17 protein-coding genes are annotated in these 22,529 nt (G+C 58.3%); 15 read left to right on the top strand and 2 right to left on the bottom strand.

The features are described from left to right. Nucleotides 1-48: 48 nt before the first annotated feature. From AKU94_RS13855 to AKU94_RS13830, 6 genes are all read left to right on the top strand, one after another. On the top strand, nt 49-2,793 hold the full coding sequence (locus AKU94_RS13855; RefSeq protein ID WP_050527857.1) for a TRAP transporter permease: 2,745 nt from the start codon (nt 49-51) through the stop codon (nt 2,791-2,793). A 17-nt stretch (nt 2,794-2,810) separates the two neighbouring features. Continuing rightward, nucleotides 2,811-3,242: a universal stress protein gene (locus AKU94_RS13850; RefSeq protein ID WP_050527856.1), complete on the top strand. Its 432-nt coding sequence runs from the start codon at nt 2,811-2,813 to the stop codon at nt 3,240-3,242. A gap of 61 nt (nt 3,243-3,303) precedes the next feature. Beyond that, nucleotides 3,304-4,323 (top strand): carbon-nitrogen hydrolase family protein, encoded by a 1,020-nt coding sequence (locus tag AKU94_RS13845; RefSeq protein WP_083445074.1) that lies wholly within the window; start codon nt 3,304-3,306, stop codon nt 4,321-4,323. A gap of 73 nt (nt 4,324-4,396) precedes the next feature. After that, nucleotides 4,397-7,135, top strand: a complete 2,739-nt coding sequence (locus AKU94_RS13840) for an aminotransferase class I/II-fold pyridoxal phosphate-dependent enzyme (protein ID WP_050527855.1) — start codon at nt 4,397-4,399, stop codon at nt 7,133-7,135. A gap of 52 nt (nt 7,136-7,187) precedes the next feature. Beyond that, nucleotides 7,188-8,648 carry a biotin carboxylase gene (locus tag AKU94_RS13835; RefSeq protein WP_050527854.1) on the top strand — a complete coding sequence of 487 codons (1,461 nt, stop codon included), beginning with the start codon at nt 7,188-7,190 and terminating at the stop codon, nt 8,646-8,648. Between the two features lie 21 nt (nt 8,649-8,669). Beyond that, complete coding sequence (locus AKU94_RS13830) at nt 8,670-9,650, top strand: C45 family autoproteolytic acyltransferase/hydolase (RefSeq protein WP_050527853.1); 981 nt, start codon at nt 8,670-8,672, stop codon at nt 9,648-9,650. Here AKU94_RS13830 and AKU94_RS13825 read toward each other — a convergent pair. Both AKU94_RS13825 and AKU94_RS13820 read right to left on the bottom strand, forming a co-directional pair. Beyond that, nucleotides 9,647-10,186 carry a carboxymuconolactone decarboxylase family protein gene (locus AKU94_RS13825; protein WP_050527852.1) on the bottom strand — a complete coding sequence of 180 codons (540 nt, stop codon included), beginning with the start codon at nt 10,184-10,186 and terminating at the stop codon, nt 9,647-9,649. The two genes, AKU94_RS13830 and AKU94_RS13825, sit on opposite strands and share 4 nt — an antisense overlap. 11 nt (nt 10,187-10,197) lie before the next feature. Beyond that, nucleotides 10,198-11,526 carry an aspartate aminotransferase family protein gene (locus AKU94_RS13820; protein WP_050527953.1) on the bottom strand — a complete coding sequence of 443 codons (1,329 nt, stop codon included), beginning with the start codon at nt 11,524-11,526 and terminating at the stop codon, nt 10,198-10,200. Between the two features lie 288 nt (nt 11,527-11,814). Between AKU94_RS13820 and rfbA the strand changes: the two genes are divergently transcribed. From rfbA to AKU94_RS13780, 9 genes are all read left to right on the top strand, one after another. Next, on the top strand, nt 11,815-12,690 hold the full coding sequence (gene rfbA, locus AKU94_RS13815; protein ID WP_050527851.1) for a glucose-1-phosphate thymidylyltransferase RfbA: 876 nt from the start codon (nt 11,815-11,817) through the stop codon (nt 12,688-12,690). 61 nt (nt 12,691-12,751) lie between these two features. Further along, complete coding sequence (gene cysD, locus AKU94_RS13810; protein ID WP_050527850.1) at nt 12,752-13,657, top strand: sulfate adenylyltransferase subunit CysD; 906 nt, start codon at nt 12,752-12,754, stop codon at nt 13,655-13,657. After that, nucleotides 13,657-15,570, top strand: coding sequence for a sulfate adenylyltransferase subunit CysN (gene cysN, locus AKU94_RS13805; protein WP_050527849.1), 1,914 nt, complete (start codon nt 13,657-13,659; stop codon nt 15,568-15,570). Before cysD ends, cysN begins: the two co-directional genes overlap by 1 nt. A gap of 192 nt (nt 15,571-15,762) precedes the next feature. Beyond that, entirely contained in the window at nt 15,763-17,388 is a 1,626-nt protein-coding gene (locus AKU94_RS13800; RefSeq protein WP_050527848.1) for an ABC transporter ATP-binding protein/permease, read from the top strand. Continuing rightward, nucleotides 17,385-19,019, top strand: coding sequence for an amino acid ABC transporter ATP-binding/permease protein (locus AKU94_RS13795; protein ID WP_050527847.1), 1,635 nt, complete (start codon nt 17,385-17,387; stop codon nt 19,017-19,019). Before AKU94_RS13800 ends, AKU94_RS13795 begins: the two co-directional genes overlap by 4 nt. Nucleotides 19,020-19,137: 118 nt before the next feature. After that, the gene (locus AKU94_RS13790; protein ID WP_050527952.1) at nt 19,138-20,739 is read left to right on the top strand and encodes a cytochrome ubiquinol oxidase subunit I; all 1,602 of its coding nucleotides are present in this window, start codon (nt 19,138-19,140) and stop codon (nt 20,737-20,739) included. Nucleotides 20,740-20,744: 5 nt separating this feature from the next. Beyond that, nucleotides 20,745-21,911, top strand: a complete 1,167-nt coding sequence (gene cydB, locus AKU94_RS13785; RefSeq protein WP_050527846.1) for a cytochrome d ubiquinol oxidase subunit II — start codon at nt 20,745-20,747, stop codon at nt 21,909-21,911. A 14-nt stretch (nt 21,912-21,925) separates the two neighbouring features. Continuing rightward, complete coding sequence (gene cydX, locus AKU94_RS19325) at nt 21,926-22,069, top strand: cytochrome bd-I oxidase subunit CydX (RefSeq protein WP_083445073.1); 144 nt, start codon at nt 21,926-21,928, stop codon at nt 22,067-22,069. A gap of 1 nt (nt 22,070) precedes the next feature. Then, nucleotides 22,071-22,511, top strand: coding sequence for a hypothetical protein (locus tag AKU94_RS13780; RefSeq protein ID WP_050527845.1), 441 nt, complete (start codon nt 22,071-22,073; stop codon nt 22,509-22,511). Nucleotides 22,512-22,529: the final 18 nt, after the last annotated feature.

The raw sequence follows: 22,529 nt of genomic DNA, 5'->3' as shown, positions 1-22,529 counted from the left end.
GCTGAATGACAGAATTGCCGCAAAGACGGTAACGCAGGGGGACTTTTGATGGCGACGAATGACCAACCGAAAGGCAGCGGAAACCAGGGGCTCAGTCAGGCCGAACTTGATGCGCTTGTAGCCTCCTCTGATACCGGCGCGCGCGGATCGCAAGGTTCTGTTGGCGTATTCTTGATGGTGATCGCGCTGGCCTGGTCATTGTTCCAGATCTGGATCGCCTCACCCGTGCCCTTCATGCTTGGAGTTGGCGTTTTCAATGATACCGAAGCGCGCTCGATCCATCTTGCCTTTGCGATATTTCTTGCCTTTGCGGCCTTTCCGGCGGCGCGCACCCCGATCCAGCTTGGGCTCGGGTTATTGGTTCCGCTGATCGTTGGTGGCTTGCTGATGTATTCCGCCAAAGAGGGGGCTTCGGTCTGGTGGATCATGCCGGTCGCGATTTCGATTTCGGTGATGGTTTTGCTTGGCTCTCCCAAAGACCGGATACCGGTTTGGGAATGGGCGCTGGCGATTGTCGGTGCTGCGTCGGCGCTTTATCTTTTCGTCTATTACCGCGATATTTCCAGCCGGGTCGGTGCGCCGATCACGCAGGATTTCGTGGTCGCCGTTATCGGTATCTTGCTGTTGCTGGAGGCGACGCGCCGTGCGCTTGGGCCGGCATTGATGATCGTGGCTTCGGTCTTTCTGGTCTATACGGTGCTTGGTCCCTACATGCCGTCGATCATTGCGCATAAGGGCAATAACCTGTCCGAGATTGTGAACCACCAGTGGATCACCACCGAGGGTGTGTTCGGCATCGCGCTTGGTGTGTCCACGGGGTTCGTGTTCTTGTTCGTTCTGTTCGGCTCTTTGCTGGATAAGGCAGGGGCGGGCAATTATTTCATTCAGGTGGCTTTTTCCTTGATGGGTCACATGCGCGGCGGGCCGGCCAAGGCGGCTGTGGTGTCCTCGGCGATGACGGGTCTGATTTCCGGGTCGTCGATCGCCAATGTGGTGACGACGGGGACGTTCACGATCCCGCTGATGAAAAAGGTGGGTTTCAGCGCCGAGAAAGCCGGCGCGGTTGAGGTTGCCTCTTCGGTCAACGGACAGATCATGCCGCCTGTGATGGGGGCTGCGGCATTCCTTATGGTCGAATATGTGGGCATCCCCTATTTCGACGTGGTCACCCATGCCTTTGTGCCGGCGGTGATTTCCTATATCGCGCTGGTCTATATCGTGCATCTTGAGGCCTGCAAGGCCGGTATGGAGGGCCTTCCGCGCGCCTATGTGCCCAAACCGATTGTGCAGCGTTTGATCGGCATGGCCTTTACCATTGCGGTGATTTGCGGTGTGTCCTTGGCGGTTTACTACGGGATGGGCTGGATCCGTCCGGCATTTCCGGCGGCTGCGGGCTATATCATTTTTGCCTTTTTGACGGCGGTCTATGTAGGGCTGTTGGCGATTGCCGCCCGCGAAGAGCCGCTGAAGCTGGATGACCCGAATGAGCCGGTCACCAAGCTGCCGCTCCCGGGGCCAACGGTTCGGGCCGGCTTGCATTATATTCTGCCGGTGGTGGTGCTGGTATGGGCTTTGATGGTGGACCGCCTTTCGCCCGGCCTGTCGGCATTTTGGGCCACGATGTATATGGTGTTCATCCTGCTGACACAGCGGCCCTTGATGGCGATGCTGCGCGGTTCAGGGGATATGGTTCAGGCGGTTCGGGATGGTTTCACCGATCTGATTGACGGGCTGGTGACCGGCGCGCGCAACATGATCGGCATCGGCATTGCGACCGCAACCGCCGGTATCATCGTGGGTGTCGTCAGCCAGACCGGCGTGGGTTCGGCGCTGGCGGATGTGGTTGAGGTGCTTTCGGGCGGCAATATCATGGCCATTCTGGCGCTGACGGCGGTGCTGTCGCTGATCCTTGGGATGGGCTTGCCGACGACGGCGAACTATATCGTGGTCTCGGCCCTTTTGGCGCCGGTGATTGTGACGTTGGGCCAGCAGAACGGCTTGATCGTACCGCTGATTGCTGTGCATTTGTTCGTCTTCTATTTCGGGATCATGGCCGATGTGACGCCTCCGGTGGGGCTTGCCAGCTTTGCGGCGGCGGCGGTGTCGGGCGGTGACCCGATCAAAACCGGCGTGGTTGCGTTTTTCTACAGCCTGCGCACGGCGGCGCTGCCGTTCCTGTTTATCTTCAACACCGAGCTGTTGCTGATCAATGTGACGATGGTGCAGGGTATATTCGTCTTCATTGTGGCGACGGTGGCGATGCTGCTGTTTGCGGCGGCGACCCAAGGTTGGTTCCTGACGCGCAACCGCTTTTATGAAACAGCGGCCTTGTTGTTGGTTGCCTTCACGCTGTTCCGTCCCGGTTTCTGGATGGATATGATCTATCCGCCCTATTCCGAGGAGGCCCCTGCCGCTTTGGTTGAGGCCGCTGATGCAACGCCGGTGGGTGAGGATCTGCGCCTGCGCGTTGCCGGCATGAACGAGCTGGGCGACCCCATCGAATTCGTGGCCATCCTGCCGATCACGGCCGGCACAACGGGCGAGGAAAAGCTGGATGCAGCCGGGATTGCCTTGCGCAGTGATGGCGACAAGATGATCATTGATGATGTCAGCTATGGCTCTGCGGCATCCGAGGCCGGCCTTGATTGGGATCAAGAGGTGTTGCGCGTGTTGCGGCCGATTGATGTGCCGTCGAAATACTTGATGTTCCTGCCGGCCTTGTTGCTGCTTGCCCTTGTGGTCATGTTGCAGCGCGGGCGTGCCGCGAAAACCATTCGGCCTGCCGCCGCATGAAGAAAAGGGGATAAGACATGACAAATTCAATATTGGTTGCAATCGACGTCACCGCCAAGGAATCATGGCAATTGGCGCTGCCAGAGGCGGTAAAGCTTGCCCGTTTGAATGAGGCCGCGCTGCATGTGCTTTATGTGGAACCTGATACCGGCTCGCCGCTTGTCGCGGGATTTTTGCCCAAGGACTTTGCGAAAACCGCGCTTGCAAAGGCGAATAAAGAGTTGATGACCATCGCCAATGACCAGATTCCATCGGATTTGGGCGCCAAGCTGCACGTCCGCCACGGCACCGTTCACCGAGAGATCATTGCCGCGATCAAAGAGGTCAACGCCGATCTGGTGATCATGGCCTCATTGGCGCCAGACCGCGTGCGTGAGTTCCTGATCGGCAGCCAGGCTGACAGAGTTGTGCGCAGGTCGCCGGTTTCCGTGCTTGTTGTCAGGGGATAATGCTGCGATTGCAAACAGGCATGAGGCCCGCAGCGGCCCCCCTTAACGGAGAGTATTCCCGATGACCCCCTTTGCGATTGCCGGCGTCCAGATGTACGTGAATGCATTGGTCCCCAACGTCGATGGCATGTTACAGCGGCTTGATATCCTGATGGCGCGCTTTCCATGGACACAGATGGTCCTGTTTTCAGAGCTGGCCCCGCTTGGCCCCTTGCCACGTTTCGCGTTGCCCTTTGACAACGCGCATTTGCACCGTTTTCAAAAGGCGGCGATCAAACATAATATCTGGCTGATCCCCGGCTCTATGTTTGAGCAAGCCGAGGACGGGCAGATTTATAACACAACGGCTGTGATCAATCCGCAGGGTGAGGTCGTCAAGAAATACCGCAAGATGTTTCCGTTCCGCCCCTATGAAGATGGTATTGCGGCGGGGACCGAGTTTTGTATCTTTGATGTGCCGGAGGTCGGGCGTTTCGGCCTGTCGATCTGTTATGACATGTGGTTCCCCGAAACCACGCGCCAATTGACCAGCGCCGGCGTTGAGGTGCTATTGCACCCCGTTCTGACCGGTACCACCGACCGCGAGGCAGAGCTTTCGATCGCGCGCGCCACGGCGGCACAATTCCAATGCTATGTTGTCGATGTGAATGGTTTGGGCGCGGGCGGCAACGGGCGGTCCTGTGTGATTGATCCGACCTCGACCGTTCTGCACCAATCTGCGGGACAGGAAGATATGTTCCCGATTGAGGTGGACCTCGATCAGGTGCGCCGCCAGCGTGAGACCGGCATGAAGGGCTTGGGGCAGGTTCTCAAGAGCTTCCGTGATCGTTCCGTTGATTTTCCGGTCTATGACCGGTCCAGCGGGGCGGACGCCTATTTGCACGGGCTGGGCCCATTGGCCATTCCGCAGCAGGGCACCACAGCAGGGCTTTCGCCGCTAAATCTGGGCGTGACCACCTTGCCCGAGGATATCATAAAAGGCGCGCCAAATTCGGATTTGGCCGTAGACAACCAACCGTTTCACAGCGCCACCGAGGGCACACCACCGCCATCTGTGGCGGGAAAAACCGTTTCGGGCTGATCTTTCGGGGCAGGGCTTTGCGGGCCTGCCCCGATTTCACATCGGCCCGACCCATTAGTCAAAGGATGATGCGATGCAATCCATGAGCGATTACTACTCAGCCGTGCAGCTTAGGAGCGATCATTGGAGCACATTGCGACAATCCCTTGACCAGTTGGCACGTGACCCCGAGGGCCGCTATGCAAAATCCACCCGCGCCAAGGTGGTGGCAATGTTCAACGCCTTGGAAACTATTGAGCGATACTGGGCCTTTCCGGGCATTCAGGCCTTTGACCATATGCGGCGTCAGTTTGAAACGGGCCATGTTGAGGACGTCGCCTTTACCGTGCGCCGTGCCGCGCGGGCACTGGTTACGGGGGCGTACCGGCGCCGTCATATCCCGCTGGACCGCGATATGGACGACAAGGACGAGAATGAGGATGAGGCGATCCTGTCCCCCGATGCGCGTGCATTGGCAAAACCCTATTTCGAGGTGATGATCGTCGATGATGTGAATGAGCATCAGGAACGCTGGCTGCGGCAGAATTTGGCCTCTATGCGCAGGCCGGATGATGCGTTTACCTATGCACCAGTGGTGGTGCCGACGCTTCAGGATGCGTTGATCGGGGTGCTGTTCAACCATAATATCCAGGCGATTATCGTGCGCCCCGGCCTGAAAATGGAATCCAAGGTCGATTTGGACTTGCTGACCCGTTATCTGAAACTGGCAGGCGGAATCGATGCTATCAAGGATATGAACCCCGAGGATTACGGCCCCGAGCTGTGCCGGTTGATCGCCAAGGTCCGGCCGGAACTGGATGCCTATCTGGTTACGGATCGTTCGGTTGAGGAAATCGCGGGACTGGATCTGGGGATTTGTCGGCGGGTTTTCTATAACCAAGAAGACTTTATGGAGCTGCATCTGAACATCCTGCGCGGGGTTCAGGCGCGCAACAAAACGCCGTTCTTTACCGCGCTGAAAGAATACTCCAAACAGCCGACGGGCGTGTTTCATGCCATGCCGATCAGCCGCGGCAAGTCGATTACGCGCAGCCATTGGATTCAGGATATGGGCGCGTTTTACGGGCCGAATATCTTTATGGCCGAAACCTCGGCCACATCGGGCGGGTTGGACAGCTTGCTGGAACCGCATGGCACGATCAAAGAAGCGCAGGAGCTGGCGGCGCGTGCCTTTGGCGCCAAGCATACTTATTTTTCCACCAATGGGACATCGACCTGTAACAAGATCGTGGTGCAGGCCTTGGTCCGGCCCGGCGATATCGTGCTGGTGGACCGTGACTGCCACAAGTCGCACCATTACGGCATGGTGCTGGCGGGCGCGCAGGTCAGCTATCTCGACAGCTATCCGCTGAATGAATATTCGATGTATGGCGCGGTGCCCCTGCGCGAGATCAAGCACCGTTTGTTGCAGATGAAGGCCGAGGGCAAGCTGGACCGGGTCAGGATGCTTTTGCTGACCAACTGCACCTTTGACGGGGTGGTTTATAATGTTGAGCGGGTGATGGAAGAATGCCTCGCGATCAAGCCCGATCTGGTGTTTTTGTGGGATGAGGCGTGGTTCGCCTTTGCTCGTTTTGGCCCTACCTATCGTCAGCGTACTGGCATGAATGCCGCCAACAATTTCCGCGAACGGCTGCGCACACCCGAACACGCCAAAGCCTATGCCAAACAGCAAGAAAAGCTGGTCGATGCGGATATGGACAAGCTGCTAAAAACGCGGTTGATCCCGCCGCCGAATGCGCGGGTTCGGGTCTATACCACGCAGTCGACGCATAAAACCCTGACCAGTTTGCGGCAAGGCTCGATGATCCACGTCAACGATCAGGATTTCAAGGGCGAGGTGGAGCAGGCCTTCCACGAGGCCTATATGACCCACACCTCTACCAGCCCCAATTACCAGATCATTGCCAGCCTCGATGTGGGCCGCCGTCAGGTAGAGCTGGAAGGGTTTGAATTTGTGCAGCGGCAGGTAGAGGCGGCGATGTCGATGCGCCGTGCGATCGCCACCCATCCGCTTTTGCAAAAATACTTCAAGGTGTTAAGCGCCGGCGATATGATCCCGGCCGAATATCGTGAAAGCGGGGTCAGCAGCTATTACGATGCCGAGCAGGGCTGGACCGATATCTGGGATTGCTGGGAACAGGACGAATTCGTGCTGGATGCCACGCGCATCACGCTGGCGGTGGGCGGTACCGGCTGGGATGGCGATACCTTCAAGACCAAGATCTTAATGGATAAATACGGCATCCAGATCAACAAAACCTCACGCAACACTGTGTTGTTCATGACCAATATCGGCACCACGCGGTCCTCGGTTGCCTACCTGATCGAGGTACTGGTCGAGATCGCCAAAGAGCTGGACGAACTTCTTGATGATGCCTCCAAGATGGAACGGATGTCGTTCGAGCGGCGTGTGAAAAACCTGACGCAGGATTACCCGCCACTGCCCGATTTCAGCCGTTTCCATGAGGCATTTCTAAGCCCCGGCAGCACCAATGAGGGCGATATCCGCACCGCGTTTTTCCTCAGCTATGATGAAAGCAAATGCGATTATCTGGAGCTGGACGGGTCCATCAAACGCGCGATGAAAGAAGGGCGCGATGTGGTGTCGGCATCCTTCATCATTCCCTATCCGCCGGGCTTTCCGATTCTGGTGCCGGGGCAGGTGGTCAGCGAGGAAATTCTGGCCTTTATGCGCGCGTTGGACGTGAACGAAATCCATGGCTATCGGCAGGATCTTGGGCTGCGTGTGTTTACGCCCGAGGCGCTTGCCGATCTGACAACAAAAACGACGGCACAAGCCGCAAAATGAACCGGGGGGCCAAGGCCCCTTACCATTTGCCTTTCAGGGAAGGATCTTATTTATGGCCAAATCGCAGTTGAACAACATCTCCGAAATCCGCCGTTTTTTTCACCGCAACGAGGACCCGATCTATTTCATCTCGGCCACGAATTTCAACCTGTTGGGAATCGATGAGTGGTGCAAGAACTTCAAATATATCTGCTATCTCGACTGCTATGACGGGCGTCACCCGAATGTATTTTGCCCATCCGAACAGCCCCATGCCGAATTCCAGTCGATTGAGGATATCAACAACTATCTGTTGCAGCACAAAGAGGTCATCGACCTGATCAAGCGGCGCGGCGGCAAGCCGAAATTTGTGTTTTTGATGTTCGATGAGGAAACCGAACGGCTTGCCAAAGAGCTTGGCGCCGATGTCTGGTTCCCCAAGGCCAAGCTGCGGTCCAAGATGGACAACAAGATTGAAACCGTGCGCATCGGCAATAAGGCCGGCGTGCCATCGGTGCCCAATGTCCTGGCCGAGGTGACAAGCTATGACAGCTTGCGCGAGACCTGTGAAAAGGCGGGAATCGGCCATGACCTGGTGTTGCAATCGGCCTATGGTGACAGCGGCCACACCACATTTTTCATCAAATCCGAGGCCGACTTCCGCCGTCATGAGCATGAGATCGTCGGCGAGGGTGAGATCAAGATCATGAAACGTATTGATTGCCGGGGTTCGGCGATTGAGGCTTGTGTGACGCGCGAAGGCACCATCGTTGGCCCGCTGATGACCGAACTTGTGGGCTTTAAGGAGTTGACACCCTATCGTGGTGGCTGGTGCGGCAATGAGATCCTCTCCACCGCCTTCCCGCCCAAGGTGCGCCAGAAAGCGCGTGATCTGACCTTCAAATTCGGGGAGCAACTGCGCAAGGAAGGCTATCGCGGCTATTTCGAGTTGGATTTCCTGATCGACAAGAAGACCGGCGATCTGTGGCTGGGGGAATTGAACCCGCGGATTACGGGGGCGTCCTCGATGACCAACCACGCGGCCTTTGCCCATGCCGATGCGCCCTTGTTCCTGTTCCATCTGCTGGAGTTTTCCAAAAAACCGTTCAAGCTGGACGTGGCAGAGCTGAACTCTCGTTGGGCCAACCCCGATATGATCGACAGCTGGTCGCAGATGGTGATCAAACACACCGAGGACAGCGTGGATATCATTACCGAGGCACCGCAGACCGGCATCTATAAGATGCTAGAGGATGGTCGCGTGGTTTATGACCGCTTTGACTATCATCGCCGCGCCGTGGAAAGCGAAAATGAAGCCTTTTTCCTGCGCATCCAAAAGCCGGGCGATTACCGCTATGAAGGGGCCGATCTGGGCATATTGGTGACGCGTGGGCGGTCCATGACCTCGGGGTTCCAGATGAACGAGCGGGCAAAGAAATGGGTGCATGGGATAAAGAATGCGTTCCATGCCAAGCCGTTGCCGGTGGCAGAGGCGGGGCCTGCGCTGGCCGATCCGGCCTTCAAGATCCTGTAATGAGCTGCTAGGCGCGTTGTGATGGAACTTTTATGGCGCGCAATTTCAGAACCGGAGCCTGGCCCAAAATGGGCCACGCTTTTTCAGGAATATTGGCCGGATTATCAACGCTGGTGGCTGCGTGAGGGGTTGGACGCCCGTGCGACCTATTGGGAAGGTCGCAAGGCCCTGACCGCCCATATGCCCGAGATCCTGCCGATCTATGACCAGCTTTGCGATCTGGCGGGCGGGGGCGATCTTGCGGCGCGGTTCTTGTCATTCCACAATCCGCCGCCCTATCTTTCGGGCTGTTCGCAGGCGATCTGGCAAGGCGCGGACCCGATGTTGGTGCGCAATTATGACTATGCGCCCCAGGCCTTTGACCGGTTGGTGCTGCACACCGCGTGGCAGGGCCGGCGGGTTATGGGCACATCCGACGGGTTATATGGGCTGGTTGACGGTATCAATGACGCCGGGCTTGCGGTGTCCCTGACTTTTGGCGGGCGGCGGGTTGTGGGTGACGGCTTTGGCGTGCCGTTGATCCTGCGTTATGTGCTGCAAACCTGCACCACCGCGGAACAGGCCGCCGCAGCGTTGGCGCGTATCCCGAGCCATATGAGTTATAACGTCACCGTTCTGGATGCCAAACGCAAGTTTCGCACTGTGCTTATGGCTCCTGACCGTCCGGCCCAGATCACCCATGCGGCGGTGGCGACCAATCATCAGGATCGTGTGGAATGGGATGCCCATGCGCGGGCTACGGCAACGGTAGAGCGCGAGAGGTTCTTGTTGCAACGTCTGACGCTTCATATCGAACCGCAAGGGAAATTCATCAATGCGTTTCTCAAGCCGCCGATCTATTCCACGGCTTTTGATCGCGGGTTTGGCACGCTTTATACTGCCGTTTACCGCCCCAGACGCCGCAGCATGGCGCTGCATTGGCCTAAGGCGGTTTGGCCGCTGGATCTGGACAATTTTCAGGAAGGTCACCGGATGATCTATACTCCGGAGACAGCCGCTTAGGTCAGCGGGTTTTCTTCCATTTCGGTGGCAATGGCGGGATCGATAGGCGTGTCATAGGTCTGCAAAAGATAGCCCAGAACCGAATAGAAACCGACGGTGGCGATCAGGTCGATCACGGCCTCGCGCCCGATGGCGGCGGCCAGCTCGGCCTCTTGGTGCGGTGCCAGACGTTTGTCATCCATCAGGGCATCGACGGCGCGGACGATCAACCCGTCTTCGCCTTCAGGCATCTCGCGGATTGCGGCAATGCGGGCATCATCCATCCCAAGTGCGCGCGCGCGGCTGACGTGATGCGCCCATTCATAGGCTGAACCCAAACGCAGGCCGGTGCGCAAGATCACCACCTCGGAGCGGATCGGGCCAAGGTGGCTGTCCTTGACGATATGCTGGCGTAACGGGGCCCATGCACGCAGCAATTCGGGGTGATGGGCCATGGTGCGATAGACATTCAGCGCGCCGGCGAAACCGTCACGCAGATCGGCGATGCTTTCGGGCCAATCGGCGTCGGTGACGGGCGGGCAGGGGGATTTGGTCATTGGGCTGGCCTTTAATTCTGGGATGTGACGTCATTTATCGCGGCGGCAAGCCGTTCGACGATCTGGTCGATCTCTGCCGGGGTGCAGATATAGGGCGGCGCCAAAAGCACATGATCGCCATGCACCCCGTCAATCGTCCCACCCATCGGATAGCACAAAAGCCCCCGCGCAATGGCGGCCTTTTTGATCTTGGCATAGGTTTTCAGTTTGGGGTCAAAGGGGGTTTTGCTGTTCTTGTCGGCAACGATTTCGACCCCGCGGAACAAGCCGCGACCGCGAATATCGCCAACATAGGGGGATTGGCCAAGCGCTGCCTCCAGCCCCGATTGAAGGCGATCGCCCATGGCGTTGACTTGCGCCATCATTCCGTCACGGGTCAGAATCTCGACAACCTTATTGGCCGCTGCTGCGGCAATAGGGTGGCCGATATAGGTGTGACCGTGTTGGAACAGGCCCGATCCATCGCGAAATGCCTCAAAGATCTTGCGTGACAACAGCACAGCACCGATGGGTTGAAACCCACCGCCCAGACCTTTGGCGATCGTCACCAGATCGGGCACTACGCCTTCTTGTTCAAAGGCAAAGAGGCTGCCGGTCCGGCCCATACCGCACATCACCTCATCCAGGATCAGCAAAATGCCGTGGCGGTCGCAAATCTCGCGGATGCGTTTGAAATACCCCTCGACGGCCGGCACGGCACCCAAGGTGGCCCCGACGACAGTTTCCGCGACAAAGGCCATGACTTGATCGGCACCGAGTTCCTGAATTTTCGCTTCCAGCTCATCGGCCAGACGGGTGGCATATTGGTCGTGGGTCTCGCCGTCTTGCAGGTCGCGGTAGGTATAGCAGGGCGAGATATGATGCGTTTCGGGCAGGATTGGTTGGAACTGGGCGCGGCGCATCGCATTGCCGCCAGTGGCCAGCGCGCCGATGGTATTGCCGTGATAGCTTTGCCGCCGCGCGATGATGTGGCGGCGCTGTGGTTGGCCGATTTCCACGAAATACTGCCGCGCCATTTTGAGCGCGGCCTCAACCGCCTCAGACCCGCCCGAGATAAGATAGACGTGGTCCAAAGGATCGGGCGCGCGGGCAACCAGCCGTTCGGCCAGCTCCTCGGCCACATCGGTGGTAAAGAATGACGTATGCGCATAGGAAATCGCGTTCATCTGCGTGGTCATCGCGGCCAGTACTTCTGGGTGGTTGTGCCCAAGGCAACTGACCGCCGCCCCGCCGGACCCGTCGATATAGACGCGCCCGTTGCTGTCGGTGATGGTGACACCCTGACCGGAAACAGCGCGCGGCAGTGTGGCGCCAATCGTGCGATGAAGGAGTTTTGTCATTTCAGGTCCCGCTTGATGAAGATGTTGGAATCGCGCTGCATCCATTGTGACGCAAAACCCAAGCATTGCAACAACTGTTTCATTGCGCATTAAATAAGTCCAAATGTTTCTTTTGAGGGTACTTGATCATTCGGGCGGATAATTGCCGTTCCATGCAAAGAGCTGTCATTGCGAGGGCCCACGCCACATGCAACTATGCGCCTCAATTGTTCCGTAATATCGGCTGATTTCGATATTACCCATCCGATCAAAGGCCGGTGCGGCCAAAACTGAAAGTGAGTTAGCACTATGACGCAGCGCAAAGGCATCATTCTTGCGGGTGGATCGGGCACGCGGCTTTATCCTGTGACTATCGGGGTATCCAAGCAGTTGCTGCCGATCTATGACAAGCCGATGGTCTATTATCCTTTGTCGGTGCTGATGCTGGCCGGCATCCGCGAGATTGCGATCATCACCACGCCGCAGGATCAGGATCAGTTCATCCGCACCTTGGGTGACGGCAGCCAATGGGGGCTGAGCCTGACTTATATTGAACAACCATCGCCGGACGGGTTGGCGCAGGCCTATATTCTGGCCGAGGAATTTCTGGACGGCGCGCCATCGGCCATGGTCTTGGGCGATAATATCTTCTTTGGCCACGCCCTGCCCGAGGCCTTGCGCGCCGCCGATGGTTTTGCGGTCGGCGGCACAGTCTTTGGCTATCACGTGGCCGATCCCGAACGTTACGGCGTGGTTGATTTCGATGCGGATGGCGTGGTGCGTGGCATTATTGAAAAGCCCGAGGTTCCGCCTTCGAATTACGCGGTGACGGGGCTTTATTTTCTTGATGGGACCGCACCCGCGCGTGCGCGCAAGGTGGAACCTTCTGCGCGTGGAGAGCTGGAGATCACCTCGCTTTTGGAAAGCTACCTTGCAGACGGGGCCTTGAACGTACAGCAATTGGGCCGCGGCTATGCCTGGCTTGATACCGGAACCCATGCCAGTTTGCTGGATGCGGGTAATTTCGTGCGCACCCTGTCCGAACGTCAGGGAATGCAGGTTGGCAGCCCCGATGAAATCGCCTATTCCCAAGGCTGGATCAGTGCCAAGCAGCTAGCAGAGCGGGGCGCTACCTTTGGTAAAAACCAATACGGGCAATATTTGAAGGGTCTTGCAAAAGAGTAACCCTGCTTCCCGTATGCGAATTTAGAGGGCCTGGCCTGTGACGAGCACTGCGCAGAAATCGATGTCATCCGACACGCTGACCCACCTTCAGAGGTTGGAGGCAGAGAGTATCCACATCATGCGTGAGGTGGTGGCAACGGCTGAAAATCCGGTGATGCTCTATTCGGTGGGCAAGGATAGCGCCTGTATGCTGCATCTGGCGAAAAAGGCGTTTTATCCGGCACCGCCGCCCTTTCCCTTGCTGCATGTCGATACGACCTGGAAATTTCAGGATATGTATGCGCTGCGTGAAAAGGCGGCGGCGGATGCGGGGATGGAGCTGCTGGTCTATCAAAACCCCGAGGCGGTGGAAAAGGGGATCAACCCCTTTGATCACGGGTCACTGCACACCGATATGTGGAAGACCGACGGGCTGAAACAGGCGCTAACCAAATACGGGTTCGACGTGGCCTTTGGTGGTGCACGCCGCGATGAGGAAAAATCCCGCGCCAAGGAACGGATCTTGTCGTTCCGGTCTGCTTCGCACCGTTGGGACCCAAAGCAGCAGCGCCCCGAGTTGTGGAAGCTTTATAATACCCGCAAGGCCAAGGGTGAGAGCATCCGCGCCTTCCCCCTCTCCAACTGGACCGAGCTGGATATCTGGCAGTACATCCATTTGGAAAACATCGATATTGTACCGCTTTATTATGCCGCCCCGCGTCCGGTGGTGGATCGTGGCGGGATGCTGATCATGGTGGATGATGCGCGGATGCCATTGCTGGAGGGTGAGGTGCCGATGATGCGCTCGGTCCGCTTCCGCACCTTGGGGTGCTATCCCCTGACCGGCGCGGTTGAAAGTGAGGCGGCGACCCTGCCCGAGGTTATTCAGGAAATGTTGTTGACCACCACATCGGAACGGCAGGGCCGCGCGATTGACCATGATCAATCCGCCAGCATGGAAAAGAAAAAGCAAGAGGGGTATTTCTGATGTCCGGCTCTGATCAAAGCTATATCACCGATACCCTGATCGCCGAGGATATCGACGCCTATCTGCACAAACACCAACATAAAACCATGCTGCGCTTTATCACCTGCGGTTCGGTTGATGACGGGAAATCGACGCTGATCGGGCGGCTTTTGTATGACAGCAAAATGATCTTTGAGGATCAGCTTGCCAATCTGGAAAGCGACAGCCGCGCGCATGGCACGCAAGGGCAGGGCATCGACTTTGCGCTTTTGGTGGACGGTTTGGCGGCTGAGCGCGAGCAGGGCATCACGATCGATGTGGCCTACCGCTTTTTCGCGACTGACAAACGCAAGTTTATCGTCGCCGACACGCCGGGCCATGAGCAATACACCCGCAATATGGTCACGGGCGCGTCAACCGCCGATCTGGCGGTCATTCTGGTGGATGCGCGCCAAGGGATCCTGACGCAGACGCGGCGGCATTCCTATTTGGTCAACCTGTTGGGCATCAAGAATATCGTGCTTGCGGTGAACAAGATGGACTTGGTCGGTTATAGTCAGGAACGGTTCTATGAGATCGTGAAAGAATACGCCCATTTCGCGGAACAGCTTGGTATCAAGTCATTCCTGCCGATCCCGATTTCGGGGCTGGCGGGCGATAACATCGTAACGCGGTCGGAAAATACGCCGTGGTATCAGGGGCCAACCCTGCTTGGCCACCTGGAAGATGCGCCGATCAACGCGACACAGATGCAAGACGCGCCGTTCCGCATGGCGGTGCAATGGGTCAACCGGCCCAACCTCGATTTCCGCGGTTTTGCGGGCCAGATCGGGTCGGGTACGATTGCCAAGGGCGATGCGATCCGCGTTCTGCCTTCGGGTAAGACATCCCGCGTGAAATCCATTGTCACCTATGACGGTCAGTTGGACCGTGCCATGGCAGGCCAATCCATCACCCTGACATTCGAGGATGAGGTTGATTGCTCACGCGGGGATGTGATCACCGTGGCGGATGCCCCTTGCGAGGTTGCTGACCAATTCGAGGCAACGCTGGTCTGGATGGATGAGGCAGAGATGCTGCCCGGTCGTCCGTATCTGTTGAAAATCGGCACGCAGACCATGACCGCCACCGTGACCGAGCCGAAATACGAGGTGAACGTCAACACGCTGGAGCATCTGACCTCACAAACCTTGGCGGTCAATGCGATCGGTGTGGTGAATATTTCCACCGACCGCGCGATCCCCTTTGAGGCTTATGCGCAAAACCCCGATCTTGGCGGGTTTATCCTGATTGACCGGATGACCAATGCGACCGTGGCCGCCGGCATGGTGCATTTCGCGCTGCGCCGCAGTCAGAACATCCATTGGCAAGCGGTGGATATTGACCGCACCGCCCATGCCGCGATCAAGGGTCAGCAGGCGCGGGTGGTTTGGTTCACCGGCCTTTCGGGGTCTGGTAAATCCACGATTGCCAATATTGTCGAGAAAAAGCTGCATGCGCTGGGCAAGCATACCTTCCTTTTGGACGGCGATAACGTGCGCCACGGCCTCAACCGCGACCTTGGCTTTACCGATGCCGACCGGGTGGAAAACATCCGCCGTGTGGGTGAGGTGGCCAAGCTGATGTCTGATGCGGGGCTGATCGTCTTGACCGCCTTTATCTCGCCCTTCCGCGCTGAACGCCGGATGGTGCGCGAGATGATGGAGACGGGGGAATTCATGGAGGTCCATGTCAACACCCCGCTGGAGGTGGCCGAGGCCCGCGATGTAAAGGGGCTTTATAAAAAGGCCCGCGCCGGGAACCTGAAGAACTTTACCGGCATCGACAGCCCTTATGAGCAACCGGAAAATGCCGAAATGACGGTGAACACGGTTGAGCTTACTGCCGAGGATGCCGCAGAGCAGGTGGTCGCGGCCATCCTCGCAGGGCTTTAGGCGGGAAACACGGGGGCTGTCTTGTGTCGTCGCAAGGCAGCCCGTCCTCTTGTGATGTGCTGCGATAAACCCGTTTTCCCGCATCCGTTGGCCATTGCGTTGCGGCAAAATGTATCTGTGACATGTTGCGGTGATGAAACGGGTAGAAATCTGGTATAATAGATACAGGATTATGGTGGGGTAAACGACGCTATGGCCAAATCCGATCCTTTGCGCTTGCTGCTGGCACCGGTTGCCCCTGCGATGCGCAGGCTCTCGGCGGTTGCGGTGTTGGGAAGCCTGATCTGGCCGGTACAGGCCGCTTTGGTGGCACTGGCAATCGGGGCTGCGTTACAGGGGCAGGTCGCTGGCGGTCTGGTGGCGGGCTTTGTGGTATTGGGCCTTGGGCGTGTGGCTTTGTCGGCGCTGGCGGACCGGATGGCACAAGAGGCGGCGGAGGTGGTGATAACCGGCATCCGCCACCGGATTGTCGCGCAAGAGGCATTGCGCGCGCAGCGTGATACTGGCCCCGGTGCGACGGCCTCTTTGGCGGTGGAAAAGCTTGCGGCACTGTCTCCCTGGATAACGCGTTACGCCCCGGCCTCGGCGCGGGTTGCGGTGGTGCCGCTGGTTATTCTGGTGCTGGCCTTTTGGCAATCTTGGGCAGCGGGGCTGATTTTTCTGATCTCTGGCCCGCTTATTCCCTTGTTTATGGCCTTGGTCGGTATGGCCGCCAAAGAGGCAAGCGCGCGCCAGATGGTTGAGATCGGCAGCCTTAACGATCTTTTGGTGGACCGGCTTGCCGCCCTGTTGGATATCCGGCTGTTGGGGGCATCAGAGGCGGTGACGCAAGGTTTTTCTGCACAGGCAGGCGATTTGCGACAACGCACAATGGCGGTCCTGCGGCTGGCGTTTCTGTCGTCAACCGTGCTGGAGCTGTTCGCGGCGATCGGGGTTGCGATGATGGCCGTTTTTGTCGGCTTTTCCCTTTTGGGCCAGCTTGGTTTTGGCACATGGGGGGTGCCGCTGACACCGGCTGCGGGGGTGTTTCTGCTCTTGCTTGCGCCAGAGTTTTATCAGCCTTTGCGTGATCTGGCGGCGGCTTGGCATGACAAGGCGGCGGCCGATGCCGTGGCCGATGAGCTTGCGGATTGGCAGGCCCGTGAGGGACTAACCCTGCCCGGAAACGGCGCGCGTGTGGACCCATTGGCCGGCCCCGCGACCATCGGCCTGCGCGGCTGCGTGACAGCACATGGGCTGCATTTGCCTGACATGAAGATCGCAAAGGGCGAGGCGGTTGCACTGGTCGGGCCTTCGGGGTCGGGGAAGACTTCGGCCCTGCGTTTGATGGCAGGGTTGGAGCTGTCAGCGGCGGGAAATGTCGAGGTGGCAGGGCAAGTGTTGACGGCCCCGATGGTGGACGGCTGGCGTGCGCGGATCGGCTGGATGCCACAGCGCGCTGCGTTTTTGGCGCGCTCCTTGCACTTCAATCTTGCGCTGGGGCGGAATGGGGACGCAGATGCTGCGTTGAAGGCTGCCGCGGCGCAACAGGTAGCCGAGGCGTTGCCGCGCGGGCTTGCGACCCGACTGGGCGAAAGCGGCGGTGGCCTTTCGGGCGGTGAGGCACGGCGAATGACCCTTGCCCGTGCGCTGTTTTCCAACCCCGATCTGATCCTCGCGGATGAGCCGACTGCAGATCTTGACGACACTACGGCGCAGGCGGTAACCGCGGGGCTTTTGGCCCAACATGCCAAAGGCAGCACCTTGATTATCGCCACCCATGATATGGATCTGGCCGCACGGATGGACCGGATCATCCAGCTTGGGAACACAAGATGAGGCATCTTTTCTCCATTCTGCGCCAGATATTGCGGATGCAGCGCGCGGCTCTGTGGCGGGGGGCGATACTGTCGCTGGTTGTGCTGTTGATGGGGGTGTCGCTGCTCGGGCTGTCGGGTTGGTTCATTACCGCAGCGGCGGCTGCGGGGCTGGCGGGTATGGGGGCCGGGTTTGATGTGTTTCGGCCGTCCGCAATGGTGCGGTTGCTGGCATTGGGTCGCACCGCCGCCCGATATGGAGAGAGGTTGCTGACCCATGACGCCGTGCTGCGCGCGCTTGAAGTGCTGCGTTTGGGTGTGTTGCGGGGCATGTTGCAATTGGCACCCGAGCGGATGGCGCAGGTTCGCGGCGCGCAGGCCCTGAACCGGCTGACGGCGGATATTGATGCGCTGGACGGGTTGGTTTTGCGACTGGTGTTTCCCTTGGGCGCAGGGCTTTTGGCCTTGCTCATCAGCTTTGCTGGGCTGTGGTGGTTGGTGGATCTGCGCGTGGCGCTTTGGGTTGCGGGCGGTTGGTTGTCGGGGGCGGTGCCCTTGCTGTGGTATCTGGGTCGCAAGATGCCAACGCCCTCGCGGCGAATGGAGGCGGCGACCCAAGCCCTGCGCAGTCGTTTCGTTGACCTGATGCAAAACCGCGATGATCTGGCGGTTTACGGGCTGTTGCAGGATCAGCATGCATCCATCTTGCAGGCCGATGCGCGCCGACATGCATTGCGTTGTGAACTCGATCGCGCGGACCGGCAGGCGGGAGCGGTGCTGGTGGCACTGACGGCGATTATCTCAGGTGGCGGGCTTTGGATCGGGCTGGATCTGGCGGCGGCAGGTATGATCACGGCTGCCCAAGCTGCCATCGGCTTTTTTGTGGCCCTTGCACTGGCAGAGGCGGCTGCCCCTATTCGCCGTGCCTTGGCCGACTATGGCCGCATGGTGGATGCCGCCCGCCGGATCGGGCCGGGCCTTGGCGCAGGGTCCGCGGTGCAATCGGCGGCCGTGAGTGCGGCTGCGGGCGGGATTTCTTGCGACGGGCTTAGTTTGCGTCGGCCCGCTGGCGGGATGATGCTCCGCGATTTTTGCTTGGCTGTGAACGCGGGAGAAATGGTGGCCCTGACAGGGGCAAGCGGTGCAGGCAAAACCACCCTCTTGCTGGCCTTGGCGGGGTTGCACCACGCCGAGGGCGATATCCGCATCGCGGGTCGTTCGCTGGAAGATTGGTCAGAACCGGCTCTGCGCAATTATCTGACAATGTTGCCGCAAAGGTCGGAATTGCTTTCGGGGACTGTTCTTGAAAACCTGCGGCTTGCCCGTCCTGACGCGACCGAGGCCGAGGTTTGGGCTGTGCTTGAGGCCGCGCAACTCGGGGCGGTTGTGCGGGCGCGGGGCGGGCTGGATTGCAAGATCGGGCCGCGCGCTGCGGGTCTTTCGGGTGGTGAGGCACGGCGGCTGGCCTTGGCGCGTGCTTTGTTGCGCCGCCCGCAGGTTTTGCTCTTGGATGAGCCGACCGAAGGGCTGGATGGCCCGACGGCGACAGTCGTCCTGACCGGTATTCGCAAGGCCTTGCCCGAGGCGGCGATTTTGGTTGCGTCGCATCGCCGGGCAGAGATTGCGGCCGCAGATCGGGTAATCGCGCTGTAAAGTCGCAGCTTGGATATTAGTTTTGCGCTCTGCGTGCGTTTACTTTTTTTTGTAAAAGATATATGCAATACATGGAATTTGTACCGACCAAAGTAATCACCACATAAGGATGAAGTTTATGGAATTCGGGATCGTTGAACTGTCACGCCTGCAATTTGCGGCGACAGCGATGTACCATTTCCTTTTCGTGCCGCTGACTTTGGGCCTTTCGGTCATCGTGGCCATTATGGAAACGGTCTATGTCATGACCAACCGCCCGATCTGGCGGCAGATGACCAAGTTTTGGGGTCTGTTGTTCGGCATAAACTTTGCGCTTGGCGTGGCGACGGGCATTACGATGGAATTCCAGTTCGGTATGAACTGGAGCTATTTCAGCCATTATGTCGGCGATATCTTTGGCGCACCGCTGGCTCTTGAGGGGCTGATGGCGTTTTTCCTTGAGGCGACCTTTGTCGGGTTGTTCTTTTTCGGTTGGGAAAAACTGTCCAAGGTGCAGCACCTTGCGGTGGCCTGGCTGGTGGCGATCGGCTCTAACTTTTCGGCGCTGTGGATTTTGATTGCCAATGGCTGGATGCAGAACCCGGTGGGGGCTGAGTTCAACCCGATGACGATGCGCATGGAGATGACGGATTTCTTTGCCGTGATCTTTAACGAGGTGGCGCAGGCGAAATTCGTGCATACGGTTTCGGCGGGCTATGTGACGGCGGCGGTCTTTGTGATCGGGGTTTCCGCGTGGTATTTGTTAAAAGGGCGGCATACCGAATTGGCGCGCCGGTCGATCACTGTGGCGGCGGCCTTTGGTCTGGCCTCGGCGTTCTCGGTTGTGCTTTTGGGTGACGAATCCGGTTATTCCGCGACGCATAGCCAAAAGATGAAGCTGGCCGCGATTGAGGCGATGTGGGAAACCCATGACGCCCCGGCACCGTTCAATCTGGTCGGTTTTCCCGATCAAGAGGCGCGCGAAACCCATTACGCGATTGAAATCCCCTGGGCGATGGGTCTGATTGGTACGCGGTCCCTGACCACCGAAATCGCCGGTATCAATGACCTTGTGGCGCAGGCGGAAACGCGCATCCGTTCGGGGATGATCGCCTATGACGCGCTGATGCAAATCCGTGAAGGGCGTGAGGCCACAGCGCCAGAGGTCAAAGCCACGTTCGAGGCCCATTCCGCCGATCTCGGCTTTGCCTTTCTGTTGAAGAAATACGTCGATGATCCGCGCGATGCGAGTGAAGAACAAATCGTCGCGGCCTCTAATGATACGGTGCCGACGGTCTGGCCGCTGTTCTGGGCGTTCCGGATCATGGTCGGGCTTGGCTTTGGGTTTATCGCGACCATGGGTTATTTCTTTTACCGCTCTTCGTTCAAGGGGATGGAGTTCCCGCGGCCCGCACTTTGGCTGGCGGTTATCATGATCCCCGCACCTTGGATCGCGGCAGAGATGGGCTGGTTCGTGGCCGAATTCGGCCGCCAGCCCTGGACCGTGGACGGGGTGTTGCCAACGGCGATGTCGGTTTCGGCCCTGTCGATGACCGAGGTCGCGCTGACGCTTGCGGGCTTTGTGATCTTTTACACCGTGCTTTTCATCGTCGAGATGGGCCTGATGTTGAAATACATCCGCAAAGGGCCGTTTCAGGATGTCGAGGAAACCGACCTCTGGACCAAGCGCCACAATGACCGGCTTTCGGGTCGTCCATCAGCCATTCAGCCAGCGGAGTAAGTGACATGATTTTGCATGAATTGATGAGCTATGAATTGCTGCGCATTATCTGGTGGGTTTTGTTGGGAGTCTTGCTGATCGGCTTTGCGTTGACGGACGGGTTTGACATGGGCGTTAGCGCCTTGCTGCCTTTTGTTGGCAAGACCGACACCGAACGGCGCATCGCGATCAATACTGTTGGCCCGGTATGGGAGGGAAATCAGGTTTGGTTTATCCTTGGGGGTGGCGCGATCTTTGCCGCATGGCCGCCGCTTTACGCGGTCAGCTTTTCGGGCTTCTACCTTGCGATGTTCGTTATTTTGGCGGCCTTTATCGTGCGGCCGGTGGCGTTCAAGTACCGCTCCAAGCGTAATGATCCGCGGTGGCGTTCGGCGTGGGACTGGTCGCTTTGCATAAGCGGTGCGGTGCCTGCCCTGCTGTTCGGGGTTGCGGTTGGCAATGTGATCCAAGGGGTTCCGTTCCATTTCACCGATGATCTGCACACCATCTATGAGGGTGCGTGGTATATGAAGTTCATCGGCCTGCTGGACCCGTTCTCAATTCTGGCCGGGGTGGTTTCCTTGTCGATGTTGGTGATGCATGGCGGCGCATGGCTGACGCTCAAGGCCGAAGAGGGGCCGGTGCAGACGCGCGCCCGTGCCATCGGCTCTGTTGCGGCATTAGTTGCGGTGGCGGCCTATATCTTGGCGGGGCTGTGGCTGGCCGTCGGCATAGAGGGCTATGCCATCATGGGCGATTATGTCACCGGCGGCCCGTCCAACCCGCTGCACTTTGAGGTGGCGCGCACGTCAAGCTGGTTGAACGCCTATACCGCGCGGCCATGGATTGCCGTTGCCCCTGTCTTGGGGGTTCTGGGTGCGCTTTTGACCTTTATGGGGCTGCGCGCAGGGCGTGAGGTTTCTACCCTGCTGTTTTCCAAATTGGCGATTTTCGGGGTGATTTCCTCGGTCGGGTTGACGATGTTCCCCTTCATCATGCCATCCTCCAGCGATCCGCAATCCTCGCTGACGGTCTGGAACAGCTCTTCTTCGCATCTGACCTTGTTCATCATGCTGGTGGCCACCGCGATCTTTATGCCACTGATCCTGATGTACACGGCGTGGGTCTATAAGGTTCTTTGGGGCAAGGTCACAGCGGCGGATGTCTCTGAAGATTCCCCGTCAGCCTATTAAGGAAAGGAAAACCGATGTGGTATTTTGCCTGGATTCTCGGCCTTCCATTGGCGGCTATTTTTGCGGTGATGAACGCAATGTGGCTGGAGATGAAGGAAGATGAAACGACCATCGCACAAAGCGGTGCAACTGACCCGATGCATAGAAAAGGAAACTAGGATGTCTTTCTCGAAATTGCTTACTGCTTCTGCCCTTGCTTTGGGGCTTGCCACCACTGCGCAGGCCGATGAGCCGAACAAGCTGCTGACCATCCTTACCGCGCCAGAGCCACAGACACAGCTGATGGCGATGGTGCTGACAATGAATGCAATCGCCGCCGGTGCCGAGGCCGAGATGATGCTGTGCGGTCCTGCCGGCGATATCGCCCTGAAGGATGCGCCCGAGAGCGCAACGGCCGGCCAGCCACCAAATAACGCAAGCCCGCAAGGCCTGATGAAGATGATGATTGAAAAATCCGGCCTTACGGTAAAGGTTTGCGCGATCTACCTGCCGGGTAAGGGGGCTGACGCCTCAATCCTTTTGGATGGTGTCACCGCAGCGACCCCTGATGCGATGGGTGCAAGCATCGTGGCCGATGACACGGCAGTTCTGAGCTTTTGATCGATGTGACCCGCCGCC

This window comes from Pseudorhodobacter aquimaris (assembly GCF_001202025.1).
Lineage (GTDB): Bacteria > Pseudomonadota > Alphaproteobacteria > Rhodobacterales > Rhodobacteraceae > Pseudorhodobacter > Pseudorhodobacter aquimaris.
Note: the sequence above shows the minus strand (reverse complement) of the source record. Positions and strands in the feature narration are given on the sequence as shown.

Excerpts from the sequence above, each read along its gene's own strand:
- AKU94_RS13855 (WP_050527857.1), top strand. The coding sequence starts at position 49 with ATGGCGACGAATGACCAACCGAAAGGCAGCGGAAACCAGGGGCTCAGT.
- AKU94_RS13850 (WP_050527856.1), top strand. The coding sequence starts at position 2,811 with ATGACAAATTCAATATTGGTTGCAATCGACGTCACCGCCAAGGAATCA.
- AKU94_RS13845 (WP_083445074.1), top strand. The coding sequence starts at position 3,304 with ATGACCCCCTTTGCGATTGCCGGCGTCCAGATGTACGTGAATGCATTG.
- AKU94_RS13840 (WP_050527855.1), top strand. The coding sequence starts at position 4,397 with ATGCAATCCATGAGCGATTACTACTCAGCCGTGCAGCTTAGGAGCGAT.
- AKU94_RS13835 (WP_050527854.1), top strand. The coding sequence starts at position 7,188 with ATGGCCAAATCGCAGTTGAACAACATCTCCGAAATCCGCCGTTTTTTT.
- AKU94_RS13830 (WP_050527853.1), top strand. The coding sequence starts at position 8,670 with ATGGAACTTTTATGGCGCGCAATTTCAGAACCGGAGCCTGGCCCAAAA.
- AKU94_RS13825 (WP_050527852.1), bottom strand. The coding sequence starts at position 10,186 with ATGACCAAATCCCCCTGCCCGCCCGTCACCGACGCCGATTGGCCCGAA.
- AKU94_RS13820 (WP_050527953.1), bottom strand. The coding sequence starts at position 11,526 with ATGACAAAACTCCTTCATCGCACGATTGGCGCCACACTGCCGCGCGCT.
- rfbA (WP_050527851.1), top strand. The coding sequence starts at position 11,815 with ATGACGCAGCGCAAAGGCATCATTCTTGCGGGTGGATCGGGCACGCGG.
- cysD (WP_050527850.1), top strand. The coding sequence starts at position 12,752 with ATGTCATCCGACACGCTGACCCACCTTCAGAGGTTGGAGGCAGAGAGT.
- cysN (WP_050527849.1), top strand. The coding sequence starts at position 13,657 with ATGTCCGGCTCTGATCAAAGCTATATCACCGATACCCTGATCGCCGAG.
- AKU94_RS13800 (WP_050527848.1), top strand. The coding sequence starts at position 15,763 with ATGGCCAAATCCGATCCTTTGCGCTTGCTGCTGGCACCGGTTGCCCCT.
- AKU94_RS13795 (WP_050527847.1), top strand. The coding sequence starts at position 17,385 with ATGAGGCATCTTTTCTCCATTCTGCGCCAGATATTGCGGATGCAGCGC.
- AKU94_RS13790 (WP_050527952.1), top strand. The coding sequence starts at position 19,138 with ATGGAATTCGGGATCGTTGAACTGTCACGCCTGCAATTTGCGGCGACA.
- cydB (WP_050527846.1), top strand. The coding sequence starts at position 20,745 with ATGATTTTGCATGAATTGATGAGCTATGAATTGCTGCGCATTATCTGG.
- cydX (WP_083445073.1), top strand. The coding sequence starts at position 21,926 with ATGTGGTATTTTGCCTGGATTCTCGGCCTTCCATTGGCGGCTATTTTT.
- AKU94_RS13780 (WP_050527845.1), top strand. The coding sequence starts at position 22,071 with ATGTCTTTCTCGAAATTGCTTACTGCTTCTGCCCTTGCTTTGGGGCTT.